Source organism: Klebsiella sp. PK18 (genome assembly GCF_057784655.1).
In genome coordinates this window covers 5,384,594-5,405,359 of record NZ_CM173493.1, presented here as the reverse complement: position 1 = coordinate 5,405,359, position 20,766 = coordinate 5,384,594, and the positions used below count along the sequence as shown (strand labels likewise).

Annotated in this window: 19 protein-coding genes; 13 read left to right on the top strand and 6 right to left on the bottom strand. The window is 57.4% G+C overall.

The window, feature by feature from the left end:
• Nucleotides 1-79 precede the first annotated feature (79 nt).
• Nucleotides 80-1,030: a magnesium/cobalt transporter CorA gene (gene corA / locus AC3EMD_RS26430; protein WP_012543234.1), complete on the top strand. Its 951-nt coding sequence runs from the start codon at nt 80-82 to the stop codon at nt 1,028-1,030.
• 43 nt (nt 1,031-1,073) lie between these two features.
• Here corA and rarD read toward each other — a convergent pair whose 3' ends face one another.
• The gene (gene rarD, locus AC3EMD_RS26425; protein ID WP_002883402.1) at nt 1,074-1,967 is read right to left on the bottom strand and encodes an EamA family transporter RarD; all 894 of its coding nucleotides are present in this window, start codon (nt 1,965-1,967) and stop codon (nt 1,074-1,076) included.
• 48 nt (nt 1,968-2,015) lie between these two features.
• Nucleotides 2,016-2,480, bottom strand: a complete 465-nt coding sequence (gene yigI / locus AC3EMD_RS26420) for an acyl-CoA thioesterase YigI (protein WP_008807947.1) — start codon at nt 2,478-2,480, stop codon at nt 2,016-2,018.
• A gap of 152 nt (nt 2,481-2,632) precedes the next feature.
• Here yigI and pldA point away from each other — a divergent pair, with 152 nt between their 5' ends.
• From pldA to rhtC, 3 genes are all read left to right on the top strand, one after another.
• Nucleotides 2,633-3,493: a phospholipase A gene (gene pldA / locus AC3EMD_RS26415; protein WP_002883408.1), complete on the top strand. Its 861-nt coding sequence runs from the start codon at nt 2,633-2,635 to the stop codon at nt 3,491-3,493.
• A gap of 67 nt (nt 3,494-3,560) precedes the next feature.
• Nucleotides 3,561-5,387: an ATP-dependent DNA helicase RecQ gene (gene recQ / locus AC3EMD_RS26410; protein ID WP_032701195.1), complete on the top strand. Its 1,827-nt coding sequence runs from the start codon at nt 3,561-3,563 to the stop codon at nt 5,385-5,387.
• 61 nt (nt 5,388-5,448) lie between these two features.
• On the top strand, nt 5,449-6,069 hold the full coding sequence (gene rhtC / locus AC3EMD_RS26405; RefSeq protein WP_008807945.1) for a threonine export protein RhtC: 621 nt from the start codon (nt 5,449-5,451) through the stop codon (nt 6,067-6,069).
• A 45-nt stretch (nt 6,070-6,114) separates the two neighbouring features.
• On the opposite strand, the gene AC3EMD_RS26400 is transcribed toward rhtC, so the two are convergent.
• The gene (locus AC3EMD_RS26400; RefSeq protein WP_046622473.1) at nt 6,115-7,035 is read right to left on the bottom strand and encodes an Rpn family recombination-promoting nuclease/putative transposase; all 921 of its coding nucleotides are present in this window, start codon (nt 7,033-7,035) and stop codon (nt 6,115-6,117) included.
• Between the two features lie 162 nt (nt 7,036-7,197).
• Nucleotides 7,198-7,818, bottom strand: coding sequence for a homoserine/homoserine lactone efflux protein (rhtB, locus tag AC3EMD_RS26395; protein WP_008807943.1), 621 nt, complete (start codon nt 7,816-7,818; stop codon nt 7,198-7,200).
• A 109-nt stretch (nt 7,819-7,927) separates the two neighbouring features.
• On the opposite strand from rhtB, the gene pldB reads away from it, so the two are divergent.
• The 3 genes from pldB (at nt 7,928) to AC3EMD_RS26380 (ending at nt 10,753) form a co-directional block, all read left to right on the top strand.
• Complete coding sequence (gene pldB / locus AC3EMD_RS26390; protein ID WP_008807942.1) at nt 7,928-8,920, top strand: lysophospholipase L2; 993 nt, start codon at nt 7,928-7,930, stop codon at nt 8,918-8,920.
• Between the two features lie 44 nt (nt 8,921-8,964).
• A complete protein-coding gene (gene yigL / locus AC3EMD_RS26385) occupies nt 8,965-9,765 on the top strand; it encodes a sugar/pyridoxal phosphate phosphatase YigL (protein WP_008807941.1) in 801 nt (266 codons plus the stop codon).
• A gap of 88 nt (nt 9,766-9,853) precedes the next feature.
• Nucleotides 9,854-10,753: a carboxylate/amino acid/amine transporter gene (locus tag AC3EMD_RS26380; RefSeq protein WP_008807940.1), complete on the top strand. Its 900-nt coding sequence runs from the start codon at nt 9,854-9,856 to the stop codon at nt 10,751-10,753.
• Here the strand turns inward: AC3EMD_RS26380 and metR are convergent.
• A complete protein-coding gene (metR, locus tag AC3EMD_RS26375; RefSeq protein ID WP_023296876.1) occupies nt 10,641-11,594 on the bottom strand; it encodes an HTH-type transcriptional regulator MetR in 954 nt (317 codons plus the stop codon). The two genes, AC3EMD_RS26380 and metR, sit on opposite strands and share 113 nt — an antisense overlap.
• Nucleotides 11,595-11,825: 231 nt before the next feature.
• Here metR and metE point away from each other — a divergent pair, with 231 nt between their 5' ends.
• The gene (gene metE / locus AC3EMD_RS26370) at nt 11,826-14,090 is read left to right on the top strand and encodes a 5-methyltetrahydropteroyltriglutamate--homocysteine S-methyltransferase (protein ID WP_302073852.1); all 2,265 of its coding nucleotides are present in this window, start codon (nt 11,826-11,828) and stop codon (nt 14,088-14,090) included.
• Nucleotides 14,091-14,149: 59 nt separating this feature from the next.
• Here metE and AC3EMD_RS26365 read toward each other — a convergent pair whose 3' ends face one another.
• The gene (locus AC3EMD_RS26365; protein WP_008807937.1) at nt 14,150-14,962 is read right to left on the bottom strand and encodes a dienelactone hydrolase family protein; all 813 of its coding nucleotides are present in this window, start codon (nt 14,960-14,962) and stop codon (nt 14,150-14,152) included.
• 272 nt (nt 14,963-15,234) lie between these two features.
• Here AC3EMD_RS26365 and udp point away from each other — a divergent pair, with 272 nt between their 5' ends.
• From udp to ubiB, 5 genes are all read left to right on the top strand, one after another.
• The gene (gene udp / locus AC3EMD_RS26360; protein ID WP_002883419.1) at nt 15,235-15,996 is read left to right on the top strand and encodes a uridine phosphorylase; all 762 of its coding nucleotides are present in this window, start codon (nt 15,235-15,237) and stop codon (nt 15,994-15,996) included.
• A gap of 135 nt (nt 15,997-16,131) precedes the next feature.
• Nucleotides 16,132-17,580 (top strand): DNA recombination protein RmuC, encoded by a 1,449-nt coding sequence (gene rmuC, locus AC3EMD_RS26355; protein WP_302073851.1) that lies wholly within the window; start codon nt 16,132-16,134, stop codon nt 17,578-17,580.
• A 70-nt stretch (nt 17,581-17,650) separates the two neighbouring features.
• Nucleotides 17,651-18,406: a bifunctional demethylmenaquinone methyltransferase/2-methoxy-6-polyprenyl-1,4-benzoquinol methylase UbiE gene (gene ubiE, locus AC3EMD_RS26350; RefSeq protein WP_008807935.1), complete on the top strand. Its 756-nt coding sequence runs from the start codon at nt 17,651-17,653 to the stop codon at nt 18,404-18,406.
• A gap of 13 nt (nt 18,407-18,419) precedes the next feature.
• Nucleotides 18,420-19,025 carry a ubiquinone biosynthesis protein UbiJ gene (ubiJ, locus tag AC3EMD_RS26345; RefSeq protein WP_008807934.1) on the top strand — a complete coding sequence of 202 codons (606 nt, stop codon included), beginning with the start codon at nt 18,420-18,422 and terminating at the stop codon, nt 19,023-19,025.
• Nucleotides 19,022-20,662, top strand: a complete 1,641-nt coding sequence (gene ubiB, locus AC3EMD_RS26340; RefSeq protein WP_008807933.1) for a ubiquinone biosynthesis regulatory protein kinase UbiB — start codon at nt 19,022-19,024, stop codon at nt 20,660-20,662. Before ubiJ ends, ubiB begins: the two co-directional genes overlap by 4 nt.
• Nucleotides 20,663-20,766: the final 104 nt, after the last annotated feature.

Below are 20,766 nucleotides of genomic sequence, written 5' to 3'. Positions count from 1 at the left end.
CTTAATGGTCTGAAACCCAATTTGTTTCTGTGTGCCCACCGAACTGTCCGATAATTTTTTTGCATTGGGAGTCCCGGTCATGCTGAGCGCATTTCAACTGGAAAACAATCGTTTAACGCGCCTGGAAGCCGATGAGATCAAGCACCTCGCCAGCTCGGTGTGGGTCGATCTGGTCGAGCCTGACGACGATGAGCGAAGCCGCGTGCAGACGGAACTGGGTCAGAACCTGGCGACGCGCCCGGAACTGGAAGATATCGAAGCCTCCGCGCGTTTCTTTGAAGATGAAGACGGGTTACACATCCACTCGTTCTTCTTTTTTGAAGATGCGGAAGATCACGCCGGCAACTCTACCGTGGCGTTTACCATCCGCGAAGGCCGCCTGTTCACGCTGCGCGAGCGCGAACTGCCCGCTTTCCGCCTGTACCGTATGCGCGTGCGCAACCAGACGCTGGTCGACGGTAACGCCTACGAACTGCTGCTCGACCTGTTCGAAACCAAAATCGAGCAGCTGGCGGATGAAATTGAAAATATCTACAGCGACCTGGAAAAGCTGAGCCGCGTGATTATGGAAGGCCATCAGGGCGACGAGTACGATGAAGCGCTGTCGACGCTGGCGGAACTGGAAGATATCGGCTGGAAGGTCCGCCTCTGTCTGATGGATACCCAGCGCGCGCTGAACTTCCTGGTGCGTAAGGCGCGCCTGCCGGCGGGCCAGCTGGAACAGGCGCGGGAGATCCTGCGCGATATCGAATCCCTGCTGCCGCACAACGAATCGCTGTTCCAGAAGGTGAACTTCCTGATGCAGGCGGCGATGGGCTTCATCAACATCGAGCAGAACCGCATCATCAAGATCTTCTCCGTGGTGTCGGTGGTGTTCCTGCCGCCAACCCTGGTGGCGTCCAGCTACGGGATGAACTTTGAATTTATGCCGGAGCTGCACTGGAGCTTCGGCTACCCGGGGGCGATCGTCTTTATGATGCTGGCCGGCCTGGCGCCATATCTCTACTTCAAGCGTAAAAACTGGCTGTAAAAAAAGGGAGCGGCGGCTCCCTTTTTTACTGGCTGAGGCCGGCTTAGCCTCTGCGCAGCCGGCGCTGGGTATACAGCGCATCGACGATAAATACTGCCAGCGCGACCCAGATAAAGCCGAAGGTCACCATTTTATCCTTGCCCGGCACTTCGCCGTAGAACGTCACCGCCAGCAGGAACATCAGCGTTGGGCCGATGTACTGGAAAAAGCCCAGCGTGGAGAGCCGCAGGCGCGTTGCCGCGCCGGTGAAGCACAGCAGGGGAATGGTCGTGACCACGCCCGCGGCCATCAGTAGCAGATTGAGCGACCAGGGGTTCTCCCCCATATGGCTGGTCGGGCTATCAGTGATGCCAAACAGCCAGATTGCCGCCACCGGCAGTAGCCACAGCGTTTCCACCAGCATGCCGGTCTGCGCGTCGACAGCGATTTTCTTCCGCACCAGGCCGTAAAAGGCAAAACTGAAGGCCAGCCCAAGGCCGATTATCGGCAGCGAACCAAAGGTCCACAGCTGGACCAACACGCCGCAAAAGGCGAGGATCACCGCCAGCCACTGCAGGCGACGGAAGCGTTCGCCGAGGAAAATCATCCCCAACAGAATATTTACCAGCGGGTTGATAAAGTAGCCGAGGCTGGCTTCCAGCATATGGTGGTTATTCACCGCCCAGATGAACAACAGCCAGTTACCGCCGACCAGCACTGCCGAGAGCGCCAGCAGGAAGATCTTGCGCGGCGTCTTCAGCAGCTTTTTCACCTGCGGCCACTGGCGGCTGACGCTGATGAGCGCCACCATGAAGAAGAAGGACCAGATCACGCGATGGGTCAGAATTTCATCGGCGGGAACATAGTAGATAAGTTTGAAGTACGCTGGCGCGATACCCCAGATAAAGTAGGCGGCGAGGGCCAGAATGATCCCCAACCGCGTCTGTTTCGCATCCATCGGTAAAATCCATTGCCAAAGAGAGTGATGTTACTCGATTTTGGCCAATCAACCCACCATATAGGTGGCCGTAGCGCTGGCAATATAGACCTGAGCTTCGTTATGCAGTTCCACGCGGGCTACCGCCACTTTATTGCCGGCGCGCAGCAGGCTGCTGGTGGCGGTAAACCGTTCGCCGCGGCCCGGACGCAGGTAGTCCACGCGCAGGTCGATGGTTCCCATGCGGGAGAGGCGTTGGCGCAGCTCTTCTTCGTTGATGGTGTCATGGCGGGTGAGGGTGCTGCCGACGCAGACCAGGCCAGCGGCGACGTCCAGCGCGGAGGCGATCACTCCGCCATGCAAAATACTCTGCGCCCAGTTGCCGACCATCATCGGCTGATTATTAAAGCTGAGCTGGGCAAACGCCTTTTCATAGCGCTCCAGTTCGAGACCGAGGGCGCGGTTAAACGGCATGTGATAGACGAAAATCTCCCCCACCAGTTTCAGCGCTGCTTCGGCAGTAAGTTCAGACATAACACCGGTTCCATTCGTTAATAAAATGTTGATTTTATGCTTCTAAAATATTGATTTCCACTTTCGGAGCGGATTAGGGGGCAGGTGATTAATAAACAGGTAGAATGGCTTCAGGTTAAACAAAAATAAAAACTATTTATCAGGAGACCAGCATGCGTATCTCTTTGGCCTGCCTGGTGGCGCTGTGCGCGCTACCGGCCGGTGTTATGGCGCAGGATGCGTCGGTTCACGACAAACCGGCAGTGCGCGGCAGCATTATCGCCAACCTGCTCCAGGACCATGATAATCCTTTCCTGCTCTACCCTTATGAGAGTAACTATTTGCTCTACACATGGACCAGCGATCTCAACAAAGAGGCGATTCGGAGTTATGACTGGGCCGAAAATGCCCGTAAAGATGAAGTGAAATTTCAGCTGAGTCTGGCGTTCCCGCTGTGGCGCGGCATCCTGGGCGATAATTCGCTGCTCGGCGCATCGTACACCCAGAAATCCTGGTGGCAGCTCTCCAACAGCAAAGAGTCGGCGCCGTTTCGCGAAACCAATTACGAACCCCAGCTGTTTTTGGGCTTTGCGACCGACTACCAGTTTGCCGGCTGGACGCTGCGCGACATCGAGATGGGGTATAACCACGACTCGAATGGTCGTTCCGACCCCACCTCGCGCAGCTGGAACCGGCTTTACGCCCGCCTGATGGCGCAAAACGGCAACTGGCTGGTGGAAGTGAAGCCCTGGTATGTGGTGGGCAACACCGATGATAACCCGGATATCACCAAATATATGGGCTATTACCGGCTGAAGGTGGGCTACCAGCTGGGAGAGGCGATCCTCAGCGCGCAGGGGCAATATAACTGGAACACCGGCTATGGCGGGGCGGAGCTCGGCGTGAGCTATCCCATTACCAAACATGTTCGCGCCTATACGCAGATCTACAGCGGTTACGGCGAATCGCTTATCGACTACAACTTCAATCAAACGCGCGTCGGCGTCGGGCTAATGCTCAACGATCTGTTTTAATCGTTGCACTCTGGCTCGCAGGCGCTGAAAATAGCGCCTGTTTTCTTTTCAGGCAAATGGGGTCAACGTGGCACAGGCGGAAGTATTAAATCAGGAATCGCTGGCTAAGCAGGTTTTACAAGAGACCTTCGGCTACCAGCAGTTCCGTCCTGGCCAGGAAACGATTATCGAGACGGTGCTTGAGGGCCGTGACTGCCTGGTAGTCATGCCGACCGGTGGCGGTAAATCGCTGTGCTATCAGGTGCCGGCGCTGGTCATGGGCGGTCTGACAGTCGTGGTCTCACCCCTGATCTCGCTGATGAAAGACCAGGTCGATCAACTGCTGGCCAACGGTGTGGCGGCGGCTTGTCTGAACTCGACGCAAAGCCGCGAGCAGCAGCAGGAAGTAATGGCCGGCTGTCGCAGCGGGCAGGTTCGTCTGCTGTATATCGCGCCGGAACGGTTGATGCTGGATAACTTTCTTGAGCATCTGGCGAACTGGAACCTGGCGATGCTGGCGGTAGACGAAGCGCACTGTATCTCCCAGTGGGGCCATGACTTCCGTCCGGAATATGCCGCGCTGGGCCAGCTGCGCCAGCGGTTGCCGCAGATCCCGTTTATGGCGTTGACCGCCACCGCCGATGACACCACCCGCCGTGATATCGTCCGTCTGCTCGGGCTTAACGATCCGCTGATTCAGGTCAGCAGCTTCGACCGGCCGAACATCCGCTATATGCTGATGGAGAAATTCAAACCGCTCGACCAGCTGATGCGCTACGTTCAGGATCAGCGCGGCAAATCGGGCATAATCTACTGCAACAGCCGCTCGAAAGTGGAAGATACCGCCGCGCGTCTGCAGAGCCGCGGCATCAGCGCGGCGGCTTACCATGCTGGTCTGGAAAACGCCGTTCGCGCCGACGTGCAGGAGAAATTCCAGCGCGACGATCTGCAGATCGTGGTGGCGACGGTGGCCTTCGGGATGGGTATCAACAAGCCGAACGTCCGCTTTGTGGTGCACTTCGATATCCCGCGCAATATTGAATCCTACTACCAGGAAACCGGCCGCGCCGGGCGTGATGGCCTGCCGGCGGAAGCGATGCTGTTTTACGATCCGGCGGATATGGCGTGGCTGCGCCGCTGTCTGGAAGAAAAGCCCGCCGGACCGCTACAGGATATCGAGCGGCATAAGCTGAATGCGATGGGGGCGTTTGCCGAAGCGCAAACCTGTCGTCGTCTGGTGCTGCTGAACTACTTTGGCGAAGGGCGCCAGGAGCCGTGCGGCAACTGCGATATCTGTCTTGATCCACCAAAGCAGTACGATGGCTTAATGGATGCGCGCAAGGCGCTTTCAACGATTTACCGGGTGAATCAACGTTTCGGGATGGGTTACGTGGTGGAGGTCCTGCGCGGGGCCAACAACCAGCGCATCCGTGACATGGGCCACGATAAGCTGCCGGTTTACGGTATCGGCCGGGAGCAGAGTCACGAGCACTGGGTGAGCGTGATCCGCCAACTGATTCACCTTGGGCTGGTGACGCAGAATATCGCCCAGCACTCCGCACTGCAGCTGACCGAAGCCGCACGACCGGTGCTGCGCGGCGAGGTGCCGCTGCAGCTCGCCGTACCGCGTATCGTGGCGCTGAAGCCGAAGGCGATGCAGAAATCCTTTGGCGGCAATTACGACCGCAAGCTGTTTGCCAAGCTGCGCAAATTGCGTAAAGCGATCGCCGACGAAGAGAATATCCCGCCATACGTGGTCTTCAACGACGCGACGCTGATCGAGATGGCGGAACAGTCGCCACTCACCGCCGGCGAGATGCTCAGCGTCAACGGCGTGGGGACGCGTAAACTTGAGCGCTTCGGTAAAGAATTCATGGCATTGATACGCGCTCATGTCGATGGTGATGATGAGTAGTCAGCCGCGGGAAAAGGTGCCAGAATAGTTTCCCTCTTCACTATTTTCCTGCGAGTTAACTATGCTGATGCTTTTCCTCACCGTGGCGCTGGTGCATATCATTGCGCTGATGAGCCCGGGGCCGGACTTTTTCTTTGTCTCACAAACGGCCATCAGCCGCTCGCGCAGAGAGGCGATGATGGGTGTGCTGGGGATCACCTGCGGCGTCATGATCTGGGCGGGGGTTGCCCTGCTCGGCCTGAACCTGATCCTCGCGCAGATGGCGTGGCTGCATAACATCATCATGGTCGGTGGCGGCCTGTATCTGTGCTGGATGGGCTACCAGATGCTGCGCGGCGCGCTGAAAAAAGAGGCGGTGGCCTCGGCGGAGCCGCAGGTGGAGCTGGCCCGCAGCGGACGCAGCTTCGTGAAGGGACTGCTGACCAATCTGGCGAATCCGAAAGCGATCATCTACTTCGGCTCGGTGTTCTCGCTGTTCGTGGGTGACAGCGTCGGCGCTGGTGCGCGCTGGGGTATTTTCCTGCTGATTATCGTCGAGACGCTGGCCTGGTTTATGGTGGTTGCCAGCCTGTTCGCCCTGCCGGGGATGCGCCGCGGCTATCAGCGGATGGCGAAGTGGATCGATGGTATCGCCGGTACGCTGTTTGCGGGCTTCGGCATCCACCTGATTATCTCGCGTTAACCGGCATGCTGTTTCCCACCCGGCTGTTTCCGGGTGGGGAAAGTGTCAGTGGCGAAGCCGCAGCAGCTCATCCTCAGCCAGACCGGTCATTTCCATAATAGCTGCGTCATCAATACCGCGTTTGCGCATTGCTTCGGCAACCTGCAGCAAGGCCTGGTGTTTACCTTCTTTTATGCCTTGCTGTACGCCTTCCTTGATGCCTTTCTCCATACCTTCTGCAAGCCATGTTTCCGCCAGCGTCATCAGTAATCCTCCATGCTGCGGCACGCGCTGTGCCAGTCCGTACAAGAGTGTCCGAGTATCCTCGGCATCTCCTGCCTGAGCCATATAGTTTACCAATACGGTGATTTGTTGTCCGCTCATCTGCTCCAGCAGTAAGAGATGGGTCAACTTATCCAGCAATTGCGCCATATCGCGCTGGCGGATGTGCTTTTGCACCAGCGTCAGGGCTGCCATGCTGCGGTGCTGCATGATGTCGTCGTCGGGGATCACCGTGATATCGACCAGCGGAAACGCCCCGCTATAGAGCTGGCGGGCGGTCTCAGGATCGGCAAAATTATCCAGCCAGCGCATCGACCAGGGATAGGGGCTGCGTCGTCCCTGATAAAAGAGAATAGGGATAACCAGAGGCAGCGTTTTATGGCCGCTCTCCAGGTGCCGCTGCATGGCGGCGACAGCATAGCGCATTAAGCGAAAGGCCATCAGCTTATCAGGTGCGCTCTGGTGCTCGATCAGAACATGGACATAGCCCGCACCGCGGGTGGTTTCCAGCGAATAAAGGATATCGCTGTAGTAAGGCCTGAGATCGTCTTCGAGAAAGCTGCCGGATTCCAGACGCAGGGTATCCAGTTTGCAGATCTGTATTAACGACGAAGGCAGGTGGAGCTCGATAAAATCGCGCGCCGTCTCTACCCGCGAGAGAAAGGTTTTAAATACCGCATCATGAGGAGTCGCCGTTTCCGCCATCGCCGTTCATCCGTGAATCACGTATCTGGCGGCATCCTGACACGATAGGTTCAACGCCGACAGCGGGTAAAAAAATTAATTACCCGCTTTGCGTGTCGGCTCGTGCAGAGAGAAAGCGTCGTTCACCTGGCGACCCTCTCTTTGCGAGCGAGATTCCATGATTCAGGCGTGACGGGCGGAGGCGAGCAGCGCCCCGACCAGCATAAACAGTGAACCAAAGACTTTGTTCAGCGCCTTCATCTGCTTTGGCCCTTTAATCCATGCTGAAATGCGCTGCGCCAGGGTCGCATAGCCAATCATCACAATGATATCGACGACAATGGTGGTGACGCCCAGAACAAGATACTGCATCACCTGCGGCTGGTGCGGCAGGATAAACTGCGGAAACAGGGCGGCCAGAAACACAATGCTTTTGGGGTTGGTGAGATTCACGAACACCGCGCGCTGGAACAGTTTGCCGCGCGTCTGCGCCTTCGCCAGCGTATTCAGGTCGATCGCCCCCGCCGCCCGCCATTGCTGGATCCCCAGCCAGATAAGATAAGCCGCGCCGGCCCATTTCAGCACTTCAAAGGCCAGCACCGAGCGGGAGAAAAGGGTGCCGAGACCAACACCAACCAGCACGATATGAATAACCAGCCCGGTCTGCAAACCGGCAATCGACGCCGCCGCGCCGCGGTAACCGTGGTTAATGGAGGTGGTCATGGTATTAATCGCTCCGGAACCTGGTGACAGGCTGAGAATGATTGATGTCAGCAGGTAGGCGAACCACCACTCAATGGTCATGAGAAACTCCCTGATTGTCTGTTTTTATGCCACAATACGCTATTGTGTCAGCATTGTGTGATACAGGACAAAAAAACGATTTTCAGCGGTTAACAGGGGTGTAAACCCGATGTTTGGGCAGAAAAAGGACTGGGAAACACGAGAAAACGCGTTTGCGGCCTTTAGCATGGGGCCGCTGACGGATTTCTGGCGACAGCGCGAAGAGGCTGAATTTAAAGGCGTCGATGATGTGCCGGTACGCTTTGTTCGCTTCTGCGCGCAAAATAACGATCGTCTGGTGCTGATTTGCCCCGGGCGCATTGAAAGCTACGTGAAGTATGCCGAAGTCGCCTACGATCTCTTTCACAGCGGCTTTGACGTGATGATTATTGACCATCGCGGCCAGGGACGCTCGGGCCGCCTGCTCTCTGATACCCACCGCGGACACGTCGTCAACTTCAGCGACTATGTCGATGACCTGGCGGCGCTCTGGCAGCAGCAGGTGGTCCCCGGACACTGGCGAAAACGGTTTATCCTCGCTCACTCTATGGGCGGCGCGATTGCCACGCTTTTTCTGCAACGTTACCAGGCGCATTGCGATGCGATTGCGCTCTGCGCGCCGATGTTCGGGATTATCATTCGATTACCGGACTGGATGGTGCGCCATATTCTCGACTGGGCTGAGGGCCATCAGCGCATTCGCGAAGAGTATGCCATCGGCACCGGGCGCTGGCGGGCGCTGCCTTTTGCCGTTAACGTGCTGACGCACAGTCGACAACGCTATCGTCGCAACCTGCGCTTCTATGCCGATGAACCGCGACTGCAGGTTGGCGGCCCGACCTGGCACTGGGTGCGTGAGGGCATGCTGGCCGGCGACGAAGTGCTGGCGAATGTGGAAAAAGACACCGCCCCGACGCTGCTTTTACAGGCAGAGGAGGAGCGGGTGGTCGATAATCTGATGCACGACCGCTATTGTGAATTACGGGCCGCTGCCGGCCATCCCTGTGAGGGCGGTAAACCGCTCGTCATTGAAGGGGCATATCATGAGATCCTTTTTGAAAAGGACGCTATGCGCTCAGTCGCGCTCAATGCCATCGTCGAGTTTTTCAATCGACATACTTAATCCGACGATAACGCTCGTCGCCCTGCTTAGAGGTTAACTTTTTTATGTACCAGGTTGTTGCGTCTGATTTAGACGGCACGCTGCTTTCCCCCGACCATTTCCTGACCCCGTATGCCAAAGAGACGCTGAAATTGCTCACCGCCCGTGGGATCAATTTCGTCTTCGCCACCGGCCGTCACTACATCGACGTCGGGCAGATCCGCGATAATCTCGGCATCCGGTCGTACATGATCACCTCTAACGGCGCCCGGGTTCACGATAGCGATGGTCAGCAAATCTTTGCCCATAACCTCGATCGCGATATTGCCGCCGACCTGTTTGAGATCGTGCGTAACGACCCAAAAATCGTCACTAACGTCTATCGGGAAGACGAGTGGTATATGAACCGCCATCGTCCGGAAGAGATGCGCTTCTTCAAGGAGGCGGTGTTTAACTACAAGCTGTATGAGCCGGGCGAACTGGATCCGCAGGGGATCAGCAAAGTATTCTTTACCTGCGAGGATCACGAGCATCTGCTGCCGCTGGAGCAGGCGATGAACGCCCGCTGGGGCGATCGCGTGAACGTCAGCTTCTCCACCTTAACCTGCCTGGAAGTTATGGCGGGTGGGGTATCGAAGGGGCATGCGCTGGAGGCGGTGGCGAAAATGCTCGGTTACACTCTTGCCGATTGCATCGCCTTCGGCGACGGTATGAACGACGCTGAGATGCTGTCGATGGCCGGCAAGGGCTGCATCATGGCCAACGCCCATCAACGGCTGAAGGATCTGCATCCGGAACTGGAAGTGATCGGCAGTAACGCCGACGATGCGGTCCCGCACTACCTGCGTAAGCTATACCTCGACTGAAAAAGATTGACGACTGGCGAATAACTGTCCAGTCGTCAACCTGACTCTTCGCTACAATGCCTGTTCTTTATCCAACGAGACGACCATTGTGGCGCTGTTAATTATCACCACTATCCTGTGGGCCTTTTCTTTTAGCCTGATTGGCGAATACCTTGCCGGTAGCGTCGACAGCTATTTTTCGGTGCTGATGCGTGTGGGCCTGGCGGCGCTGGTGTTCCTGCCTTTCCTGCGCACGCGCGGCCAGTCTCCGCGCACGATCGTGCTCTATATGCTGGTGGGCGCGATGCAGCTTGGCATCATGTATCTGCTGGCTTTCCGCGCCTATCTCTATCTGACGGTTTCGGAATTTCTGCTGTTTACCGTATTTACCCCGCTGTATATCACGCTGATCTACGACCTGCTCAGCGGACGTAAGCTGCGCTGGGGCTATCTGCTGAGTGCTGCGCTGGCGGTGCTGGGGGCGGCGATTATCCGCTATGACAAAGTCAGCGATCATTTCTGGACCGGGCTGTTACTGGTGCAGTTGTCAAACCTCTGCTTCGCTATCGGCATGGTGGGTTACAAGCGCCTGATGGAGGTACGTCCGATGCCGCAGCACAATGCCTTTGCCTGGTTTTATGTCGGGGCCTTTATCGTGGCGGTGGCAGCGTGGTTTATGCTGGGCAACCCCCAGAAGCTGCCGACCACCACGCTGCAGTGGAGCGTGCTGGTGTGGCTTGGCGTGGTGGCTTCCGGGCTGGGTTACTTTATGTGGAACTATGGCGCCACGCAGGTGGATGCCGGCACGCTGGGGATCATGAACAACGTCCATGTCCCCGCGGGTCTACTGGTAAACCTCGCCATCTGGCAGGAGCAGCCGCACTGGCCGAGCTTTATTAGCGGAGCGTTGGTGATCCTGGCCTCGCTGTGGGTCCATCGCCGCTGGGTCGCTCCGCACTCCGGACAAACGGCAGGTGATCGCAGGCGTGGTTCCGCGCAGAGCGAATAAACGCTTCGGTGACCGGTTGACGCTGTTCGCCATCGCGGACGGCCGCGTACAACCGGCTCCATAATCCCTCACCCAGGGTTTTGGTGACCACCAGGCCCTGGCGTTCAAAGCTTTCCACCACCCAGTGCGGCAGCGCGGCGATGCCCATCCTTGCGGCCACCATCTGGATCAGCAACAGCGTGTTATCGACGCTTTTCAGCTGGGGACTGATGCCGGCCGGCTGCAGGAAATGGCGCCAGATGTCGAGGCGCCCGCGCTGCACGGGATAAATCAGCAGTGTTTCCGCGGCCAGGTCCTCTGGCGTAATCAGCGTCTTCATGGCTAACGGGTGCTCGGGCGCCAGCACCAGACGCACCTCATAATCAAACATCGGCGAGTAGTGCAGACCGCTGCGCGGCAGGATATCGGAGGTCATCACCAGATCCAGTTCGCCCTGCTGCAGCGCAGGCTGCGGGTCGAAGGTCACTCCGGAATGGAAGTCGACCTCCACGTGCGGCCAGCGGGCGCGGAAATTCTCCAGCGCCGGCGTCAGCCACTGAATACAGCTGTGACATTCGATAGCCAGCCGCAGCCGGGTCTGCTGTGGTTCGTTACAGTCCTGCAGGGCGCGAGCGATCTGCGGTAGCACCTGATTGGCCAACTGCAGCAGAATTTCCCCTTGCGGCGTGAAGCGTAGTGGCTGGCTTTTACGCACAAACAAACGGAAGCCAAGGCGCTGTTCCAGATCGCTGAACTGGTGAGACAAGGCGGACTGGGTCTGGTGCAGGGCCGCTGCCGCACCCGCCAGTGAACCGCTGTTCCGCAACGCTTGCAGCGTTTTCAGATGTTTAATTTCGATCATGAAAGTCCTTCACTTCGCCATGAGCAATTTGCGCTTGAGGAATATACAGTAACTGTCAATTATGGATGTGTAAACATCTGGACGGCTAAATCCTTTATCTTTCGAATTTATGGTGCGTTGGCTGCACTTCCTCACCCCAGTCACTTACTTCAGTAAGCTCCTGGGGATGAGCAAGTTTGCCGCCTTCCCTAAATCCGAAATCTTTCGGATTGCAATTATGAGGCTCAAAAAATGACAATTATTAACCACACCCTCGGTTTTCCTCGCGTTGGCCTGCGCCGCGAGCTGAAAAAAGCGCAAGAGAGCTACTGGGCGGGCAACGCCACTCGCGAGGAACTGCTGACAGTAGGCCGTGAGCTGCGTGCCCGCCACTGGGAGCAGCAGAAACAGGCGGGCGTTGATCTGCTGCCGGTGGGGGATTTCGCCTGGTACGACCATGTTCTGACTACCAGCCTGCTGCTGGGCAACGTGCCGGCTCGTCATCAGAACAAAGACGGATCCATCGATATCGATACCCTGTTCCGCATTGGTCGCGGCCGTGCGCCGACTGGCGAACCGGCCGCCGCTGCGGAAATGACCAAATGGTTTAACACCAACTATCACTACATGGTGCCGGAGTTCGTGAAGGGCCAGCAGTTCAAACTGACCTGGACCCAACTGCTGGATGAAGTAGACGAAGCGCTGGCGCTGGGCCACAAGATCAAGCCCGTGCTGCTGGGGCCGGTAACGTACCTGTGGCTGGGTAAAGTGAAAGGTGAACCGTTTGACCGTCTGAGCCTGCTGAATGACATCCTGCCGGTTTACCAGCAGGTGCTGGCCGAACTGGCGAAGCGCGGCATCGAGTGGGTGCAGATTGATGAACCGGCGCTGGTGCTGGAGCTGCCGCCAGCGTGGCTGGAGGCCTTTAAACCGGCTTATGATGCCCTGCAGGGCCAGGTGAAACTGCTGCTGACCACCTATTTTGAAGGCATTAGCGACAATCTCGCGACCATTGCTGCGCTACCGGTCCAGGGGCTGCACGTCGATCTGGTGCACGGCAAAGATGATGTTGCCGAACTGCACAACCGCCTGCCGGCCGACTGGCTGCTGTCTGCGGGTCTGATCAATGGGCGCAACGTTTGGCGCGCCGATCTCACTGAAAAATATGCGCAAATTAAAGACCTCGTCGGTAAGCGCGAGCTATGGGTCGCGTCATCCTGTTCTCTGCTGCATAGCCCGATCGATCTGAGCGTGGAGACGCGCCTTGATGCGGAAGTGAAGAGCTGGTTTGCCTTCGCGCTGCAGAAATGCGGCGAGCTGGCGCTACTGCGCGATGCGCTGAACAGCGGCGATACGGCGGCGATTACCGAGTGGAGCGCGCCAATCCAGGCCCGTCGCCATTCGACCCGCGTGCACAACGCGGAAGTGGAAAAACGGCTGGCGGCGATCACCGCTCAGGACAGCCAGCGTGCCAGCCCCTATGAGGTTCGCGCGCAGGCACAGCGCCAGCGCTTTAACCTGCCGAAATGGCCGACCACCACCATCGGGTCATTCCCGCAAACGACGGAGATCCGCGGTCTGCGCCTGGACTTCAAAAAGGGCAACCTTGACGCCAGTCATTATCGGACGGGGATTGCGGAACATATTAAGCAGGCGATCGTCGAGCAGGAGCGGTTAGGTTTAGACGTACTGGTGCACGGAGAAGCCGAGCGGAACGACATGGTGGAATACTTCGGTGAACATCTGGACGGTTTTATCTTCACGCAAAACGGCTGGGTGCAGAGCTATGGTTCCCGTTGCGTGAAGCCGCCGGTGGTGATCGGCGACGTCAGCCGTCCGCAGGCGATCACCGTCGACTGGGCGAAGTACGCGCAGTCGCTGACCGACAAGCCAGTGAAAGGGATGCTTACTGGACCGGTGACCATTCTGTGCTGGTCCTTCCCGCGGGAAGATGTCAGCCGTGAAACCATCGCGAAACAGATTGCGCTGGCCCTGCGTGATGAAGTGGCGGATCTGGAGGCGGCGGGGATCGGCATCATCCAGATTGATGAGCCGGCGCTGCGCGAAGGGTTACCGCTGAAGCGCAGCGACTGGGATGCCTATCTGCAGTGGGGTGTGGAAGCCTTCCGCCTTAATGCTGCGGTCGCCAAAGACGACACTCAGATCCACACCCACATGTGCTATTGCGAGTTCAACGACATCATGGACTCCATTGCCGCGCTGGATGCCGACGTGATCACCATTGAAACCTCGCGGTCCGATATGGAGCTGCTGGAGTCGTTCGAAGCGTTCGAGTATCCCAATGAGATCGGGCCGGGGGTATATGATATTCACTCGCCGAACGTGCCGAGCGTGGAGTGGATTGAAGCGTTGCTGGCAAAAGCCGCGCAGCGTATCCCGGCGAAGCGGCTGTGGGTTAACCCGGACTGCGGCCTGAAAACTCGCGGCTGGCCGGAAACCCGCGCCGCGCTGGCGAATATGGTGCAAGCGGCGCAGAACCTGCGCCAGTCCGCCTGATCGTTACGCGAAAAATCAAAAAAGGAGGCATTTGCCTCCTTTTTTCATGCATTGGGTGATTATGCTTTTTTGCCGCCATACTGAGCAAACCACGCGAGCATTCGCTGCCAGCCGTCTTTGGCTGACTCTTCATGATAGCTGGCGCGATAGTCGGCGTTAAAGGCATGATCGGCTTCGGGATAGACCACGATTTCCGCTGTGGCGTTGGCCGCCCGCAGCGCCTGACGCATGGTCTCGATGGTGTCCTGTGGAATACTGGCGTCTTTAGCGCCGTACAGACCAAGCACCGGGGCGTTGAGATCGACCGCGATATCTACCGGATGCTTCGGTGAATTCAGCGATTTTTCTCCCACCAGCTTGCCGTACCAGGCCACGCCTGCCTTCAGTTGCGGGTTATGCGCGGCATACAGCCAGGTAATGCGTCCGCCCCAGCAGAAGCCGGTGATTAGCAGACGATGGGCATCGCCGCCGTGGCGCGCCGCCCAGCTGGCGACATGGTCGAGATCCGCCAGCACCTGCGCGTCCGGCACCTTGGTAACCAGCTCTTTGAACAGGGTCGGGATATCGTGGTACTCATTCGGATCGCCCTGACGGAAGTACAATTCAGGCGCAATAGCCAGATAGCCTTCCTGCGCCAGGCGGCGACAAAGATCGCGAATATGTTCATGCACGCCGAAAATTTCCTGTACCACGATAACGATCGGCAGCGGACCGTCGGCATTTTTCGGGCGGGCGTGGTAGGCCGGCATGTTTTCACCCTGAGAGGGAATAGACGTCTCTCCGGCGATAATATGCTCTTCCGGCGTATGAACGGCGGTGGCGGCGTGTGGTGAAGCTGCAGGTGCGAATCCAGGTTGCTTGGTGGTGGTCATGGTATTCTCCGTACCCTTATTTATTAGCGCATCAATAACTATAGACCCTTTACCTTTAGTTCGGGCGGTAATAAAGCACAGTGCCTGAAAGCGGCTATCTTTTGTTCTGTGACGATGAATATAACTTGTTAATGTGATGTGTATCACTATTTAATGAAAAACAACTGCAATCATCATTGGTCTTGGTGACTATCATCACAAAATGTTGCCAGGGGCTTCTGTACAGTACCGTTTTGCTTCTGCTGATAATTCGACCCACAGAGGAGTTTTTTATGTCCAAGTCTGATGTTTTTCATCTCGGCCTCACCAAGAACGATTTACAAGGGGCTACGCTGGCTATCGTCCCTGGCGATCCGGAGCGTGTGGAAAAGATCGCCGCGCTGATGGATAAGCCGGTCAAGCTGGCATCCCACCGCGAATTTACCTCCTGGCGCGCGGAGCTGGACGGCAAGCCGGTGATCGTCTGCTCTACCGGCATCGGCGGCCCGTCGACTTCTATCGCCGTGGAAGAGCTGGCGCAGCTGGGCGTGCGTACCTTCCTGCGTATCGGCACCACCGGCGCGATTCAACCGCACATTAACGTTGGCGATGTGCTGGTTACGACCGCTTCCGTTCGCCTGGACGGCGCCAGCCTGCACTTCGCGCCGATGGAGTTCCCGGCCGTCGCAGACTTCGCCTGCACCACCGCGCTGGTGGAAGCGGCGAAATCTATTGGTGCCACCACCCATATCGGCGTGACCGCCTCTTCGGATACCTTCTACCCAGGCCAGGAGCGTTACGACACCTTCTCCGGCCGCGTGGTGAGCCGCTTCAAGGGCTCAATGGAAGAGTGGCAGGCAATGGGCGTAATGAACTATGAAATGGAATCCGCCACGCTGCTGACCATGTGCGCCAGCCAGGGCCTGCGTGCCGGGATGGTCGCCGGGGTTATTGTGAACCGTACCCAGCAAGAGATCCCTAACGCCGAAACCATGAAGCAAACCGAAAGCCACGCGGTTAAAATCGTCGTGGAAGCGGCGCGTCGTCTGCTGTAATTCAACCCCTTCTCTGTCAGGCCGGATCCTCCGGCCTTTCTTTTTTGCGTTGCTCCTCGCAGGAAATCCCTTTTAAACTGGACGTTTGTACAGCACAATTCTATTTTGTGCCATCAGGTTATCGCAGGGGGCGTCGTGGATCTCTCAATCATTATCAGCGCGGTTATCGCACTGGCTGCCGGGTTAATGGTCGGCTGGCTGGCAACCAAAGCGCGCGCCGACCAAATCCGGGCCGATCTCATTGAGGAGCGGCGAGAGCTGGATATTGATCTGAGCGCCGCCCGTCAGCAGCTGGTGCAGGAGGCCCACTGGCGTGAGGAGTGTGAGCTGCTGAACAATGAGCTGCGCAGTCTGCGGGATATCAATACCTCGCTGGAGGCCGATCTGCGTGAGGTCACCACCCGGCTCGAATCCACCCAGCTGCATGCGGAAGATAAGATCCGTCAGATGGTTAACAGCGAGCAGCGTCTGAGCGAGCAGTTTGAAAACCTCGCCAACCGCATTTTCGAACACAGCAACCGGCGCGTCGATGAGCAAAACCGCCAGAGTCTGCATGGTCTGCTGACCCCGCTGCGCGAACAGCTCGACGGATTCCGCCGCCAGGTGCAGGAGAGCTTTGGCCAGGAGGCGCGGGAAAGGCATACCCTGGCGCATGAGATCCGCAATCTTCAGCAGCTGAACGCGCAGATGGCGCAGGAGGCACTGAACCTGACGAAAGCGCTGAAAGGTGATAACAAAACCCAGGGCAACTGGGGGGAAGTGGTCTTAACCCGCGTGCTGGAGGCCTCCGGCCTGCGCGAAGGCTATGAGTACCAGACCCAGGTCAGTATCGAGACCGACAACCGCTCGCGGATGCAGCCGGACGTCATTGTCCGCCTGCCGCAGGGCAAGGACGTGGTGATCGACGCCAAAATGACCCTGGTCGCCTATGAGCGCTATTTCAACGCCGAAGACGACTACACCCGCGAAGTCGCGCTGCAGGAACATCTTGCCTCGGTGCGAAACCATATTCGCCTGCTGGGACGCAAGGATTATCAACAACTGCCGGGGCTGCGCTCTCTCGACTACGTGCTGATGTTTATTCCCGTCGAGCCGGCGTTCCTGGTGGCCATCGACCGTCAGCCCGAGCTCATCAGCGAGGCGTTGCAAAATAATATCATGCTGGTCAGCCCGACGACGCTGCTGGTAGCCCTGCGTACTATCGCCAATCTGTGGCGCTATGAGCATCAGAGCCGCAACGCGCAGAAGATCGCCGAGCGGGCGGGGCGCCTTTACGACAAAATGCGCCTGTTTGTGGATGATATGTCCGCCATCGGCCAGAGTCTGGATAAGGCGCAAGAGAACTATCGCCAGGCGATGAAAAAGCTCGCTTCCGGGCGCGGGAACCTGCTGGCCCAGGCGGAAGCCTTTCGCGGCCTGGGGGTGGAGGTGAAGCGCGGGATAAATCCTGATTTAGTCGAACAAGCTACTGCCCAGGACGATGAATATCGTCTTGAAGACGAGGATAACCTCCCGGAAAATGACGCATTTTCAGCCGACTCTGCCGAGGCGTTACATAATCGGGAGGCGGCTCCGCCACGTTGAAACGTATGGGAAATGCGCTGAATCTGATACACTCAGTGAACATTTTCTTGAAAAGCAAGCAGGCATAGAGATGGTTGAGGATTCACAAGAAACGACGCACTTTGGCTTTCAGACGGTCGCTAAAGAGCAGAAACAGGACATGGTGGCGCATGTATTCCATTCTGTCGCGGCAAAGTATGATGTGATGAACGACTTGATGTCGTTTGGTATCCATCGTTTGTGGAAGCGTTTCACCATCGACTGCAGCGGCGTACGTCGCGGGCAGACCGTGCTGGATCTGGCGGGGGGGACCGGCGATTTGACAGCCAAGTTCTCCCGTCTGGTAGGAGAAACCGGCCGCGTCATGCTTGCTGATATCAATGATTCCATGCTCAAAATGGGCCGCGAAAAGCTGCGTAATATCGGCATCGTGGGCAACGTTGAGTATGTTCAGGCCAACGCGGAAGCCCTGCCGTTTGCTGATAACACCTTTGACTGCATCACCATCTCTTTCGGTCTGCGTAACGTTACCGATAAAGAAAAAGCGCTGCGTTCGATGTACCGCGTGCTGAAGCCGGGCGGACGTCTGCTGGTGCTGGAGTTTTCTAAACCGATTATCGAACCGCTCAGCAAAGCCTACGACGCTTACTCCTTCCATATCCTGCCGAAGGTGGGGGAACTGGTGGCAAAAGACGGCGACAGCTATCGCTACCTGGCAGAATCTATCCGTATGCACCCGGATCAGGAAACCCTGAAAGGGATGATGCAGGATGCAGGTTTTGAAAGTGTCGACTACCACAACCTGACGGCGGGTATCGTTGCCTTGCATCGCGGTTACAAGTTCTGACAGGAGGGACGCTATGCCTTTCACACCCCTGGTGACCGCTAGCATTGAGACGGCGCTGAATACTTTTCTCTGGCGTGACAAGGCGCTAAAACCCGCTCGTCAGCGCCTGCTGGGTAAGGTATTGCGAGTTCAACTGCAGGACTTCTCCACCCCGATCGTACTGGCGTTCAGCGAACGCCAGGTTGATGTCCTGAGCGCCTGGGAGGGAGAGGCCGACTGCACTGTGATTACCCGGCTCAGCGTGCTGCCCAAACTGCGTAATCGTCAGCAGCTCACGGCGCTTATCCGTAGCGGAGATCTGGAAGTGCAGGGCGATCTGCAGGTGGTGCAGAATATGGTCTCCCTGTGCGATCTGGCGGAGTTCGATCCCGCTGAACTGCTGGCGCCTTATACTGGCGATATCGTGGCTGAAGGCGTTGGCAAAGTCCTCCGCGGCGGCGCTCAGTTTTTACTGAAAGGCGCGCAGCGCCAGCAGCGCTATGTCGCAGAAGCGATCACTGAAGAGTGGCGACTGGCACCGGGGCCGCTGGAGCTGGCATGGTTTGCGGAAGAAACGACGGCTATTGAACGCGCGCTGGCCGCACTGGAAAAACGGCTGGAAACGCTGGAGGGCAAATGACGCCAGGAGAATTACGGCGCCTGTATTTCATCATCCACACCTTTTTGAGCTACGGGCTCGATGAGCTCATCCCCAAAATTCGTCTCACGCTGCCGCTGCGTATCTGGCGGCGGATGCTGTTCTGGATGCCAAATCGTCATCAAGACCAACCCCTTGGCACTCGTCTGCGCCTGGCGCTTCAGGAGCTGGGGCCGGTGTGGATTAAATTTGGCCAGATGCTTTCCACCCGCCGGGATCTCTTCCCGCCGCATATTGCCGATCAGCTGGCGCTGTTGCAGGACCGCGTAGCGCCCTTTGAAGGAAAGCTCGCGCAGCAGCAGATAGAGAAAGCGATGGGGGGCCTGCCGGTGGAAGCCTGGTTTGATGATTTCTCCGTAGAGCCGTTAGCCTCGGCGTCCATCGCCCAGGTGCATACCGCACGTCTGAAAGAGAATGGCAAAGAGGTGGTGATCAAGGTTATCCGCCCGGATATTTTGCCGATCATTAAAGCGGACATGAAGCTCATCTACCGCCTGGCGCGCTGGGTACCGCGTCTGCTGCCTGACGGCCGCCGTCTGCGCCCGCAGGAGGTGGTTCGCGAATATGAAAAAACGCTGCTGGACGAGCTGAACCTGTTGCGGGAATCCGCCAACGCCATTCAGCTGCGGCGTAATTTCGAAGATAGTCCGATGCTGTACGTGCCGGAGGTGTACCCCGACTACTGCAGCGAAAGCATGATGGTGATGGAGCGCATCTACGGTATCCCGGTGTCCGACGTGGAGGCGCTGGAGGCCCAGGGGACCAACATGCAGCTGCTGGCGGAGCGGGGCGTGCAGGTCTTCTTTACCCAGGTGTTCCGCGACAGCTTCTTTCATGCCGATATGCACCCTGGCAACATATTCGTCAGCTACGAGCACCCGGAAGATCCGCAGTATATCGGCATCGACTGCGGTATTGTCGGCTCGCTGAACAAAGAAGATAAGCGCTATCTGGCGGAAAACTTTATCGCCTTCTTTAACCGCGATTATCGTAAGGTGGCTGAGCTGCACGTCGATTCCGGTTGGGTACCGCCCGATACGAATGTCGAAGAGTTTGAGTTCGCGATCCGCACGGTCTGCGAGCCGATCTTTGAGAAGCCGCTGGCGGAGATCTCCTTCGGCCACGTGCTGCTTAATCTGTTCAATACCGCGCGGCGTTTCAATATGGAAGTCCAGCCGCAGCTCGTTTTACTACAGAAGACATTGCTTTACGTAGAAGGGGTAGGCCGGCAGCTCTATCCTCAGTTAGACTTGTGGAAAACGGCGAAGCCTTTCCTCGAGTCGTGGATCAAAGATCAGGTCGGCATTCCGGCGCTGGTGCGCGCGTTTAAAGACAAAGCGCCGTTCTGGATCGAAAGAATGCCTGAAATACCTGAGCTGGTGTATCAGAGCCTGCAGCAGAGCAAACAGCTGCAGACCAGCGTCGATACCATCGTGCGGGATATGCATGTGCGTCATGTGCGCCAGGGCCAATCCCGTTATCTGTTTGGTATAGGCGCGGTTTTATTGCTCAGTGGTACGCTGCTCTTTATCCATCGCCCTGAGTGGGGAATGATGCCCGGCTGGTTGATGGCCGGCGGTGTGGTGACCTGGCTGATTGGCTGGCGGAAAACCCACTGATCGGTTCGCCTCTTCATGACGCAGGCTTATTTGCGCAAAATCATGCCGGCGGCCTGACGAAGAGGCGGCTCGCAGGATGGCGTGTATAATGCGTCCACATAATT

What these genes read in the sequence shown, in the direction of transcription:
- corA (WP_012543234.1), top strand. Translation starts at nt 80, where the DNA reads ATGCTGAGCGCATTTCAACTGGAAAACAATCGTTTAACGCGCCTGGAA.
- rarD (WP_002883402.1), bottom strand. Translation starts at nt 1,967, where the DNA reads ATGGATGCGAAACAGACGCGGTTGGGGATCATTCTGGCCCTCGCCGCC.
- yigI (WP_008807947.1), bottom strand. Translation starts at nt 2,480, where the DNA reads ATGTCTGAACTTACTGCCGAAGCAGCGCTGAAACTGGTGGGGGAGATT.
- pldA (WP_002883408.1), top strand. Translation starts at nt 2,633, where the DNA reads ATGCGTATCTCTTTGGCCTGCCTGGTGGCGCTGTGCGCGCTACCGGCC.
- rhtC (WP_008807945.1), top strand. Translation starts at nt 5,449, where the DNA reads ATGCTGATGCTTTTCCTCACCGTGGCGCTGGTGCATATCATTGCGCTG.
- AC3EMD_RS26400 (WP_046622473.1), bottom strand. Translation starts at nt 7,035, where the DNA reads ATGGCGGAAACGGCGACTCCTCATGATGCGGTATTTAAAACCTTTCTC.
- rhtB (WP_008807943.1), bottom strand. Translation starts at nt 7,818, where the DNA reads ATGACCATTGAGTGGTGGTTCGCCTACCTGCTGACATCAATCATTCTC.
- pldB (WP_008807942.1), top strand. Translation starts at nt 7,928, where the DNA reads ATGTTTGGGCAGAAAAAGGACTGGGAAACACGAGAAAACGCGTTTGCG.
- yigL (WP_008807941.1), top strand. Translation starts at nt 8,965, where the DNA reads ATGTACCAGGTTGTTGCGTCTGATTTAGACGGCACGCTGCTTTCCCCC.
- metR (WP_023296876.1), bottom strand. Translation starts at nt 11,594, where the DNA reads ATGATCGAAATTAAACATCTGAAAACGCTGCAAGCGTTGCGGAACAGC.
- metE (WP_302073852.1), top strand. Translation starts at nt 11,826, where the DNA reads ATGACAATTATTAACCACACCCTCGGTTTTCCTCGCGTTGGCCTGCGC.
- AC3EMD_RS26365 (WP_008807937.1), bottom strand. Translation starts at nt 14,962, where the DNA reads ATGACCACCACCAAGCAACCTGGATTCGCACCTGCAGCTTCACCACAC.
- udp (WP_002883419.1), top strand. Translation starts at nt 15,235, where the DNA reads ATGTCCAAGTCTGATGTTTTTCATCTCGGCCTCACCAAGAACGATTTA.
- ubiE (WP_008807935.1), top strand. Translation starts at nt 17,651, where the DNA reads ATGGTTGAGGATTCACAAGAAACGACGCACTTTGGCTTTCAGACGGTC.
- ubiJ (WP_008807934.1), top strand. Translation starts at nt 18,420, where the DNA reads ATGCCTTTCACACCCCTGGTGACCGCTAGCATTGAGACGGCGCTGAAT.
- ubiB (WP_008807933.1), top strand. Translation starts at nt 19,022, where the DNA reads ATGACGCCAGGAGAATTACGGCGCCTGTATTTCATCATCCACACCTTT.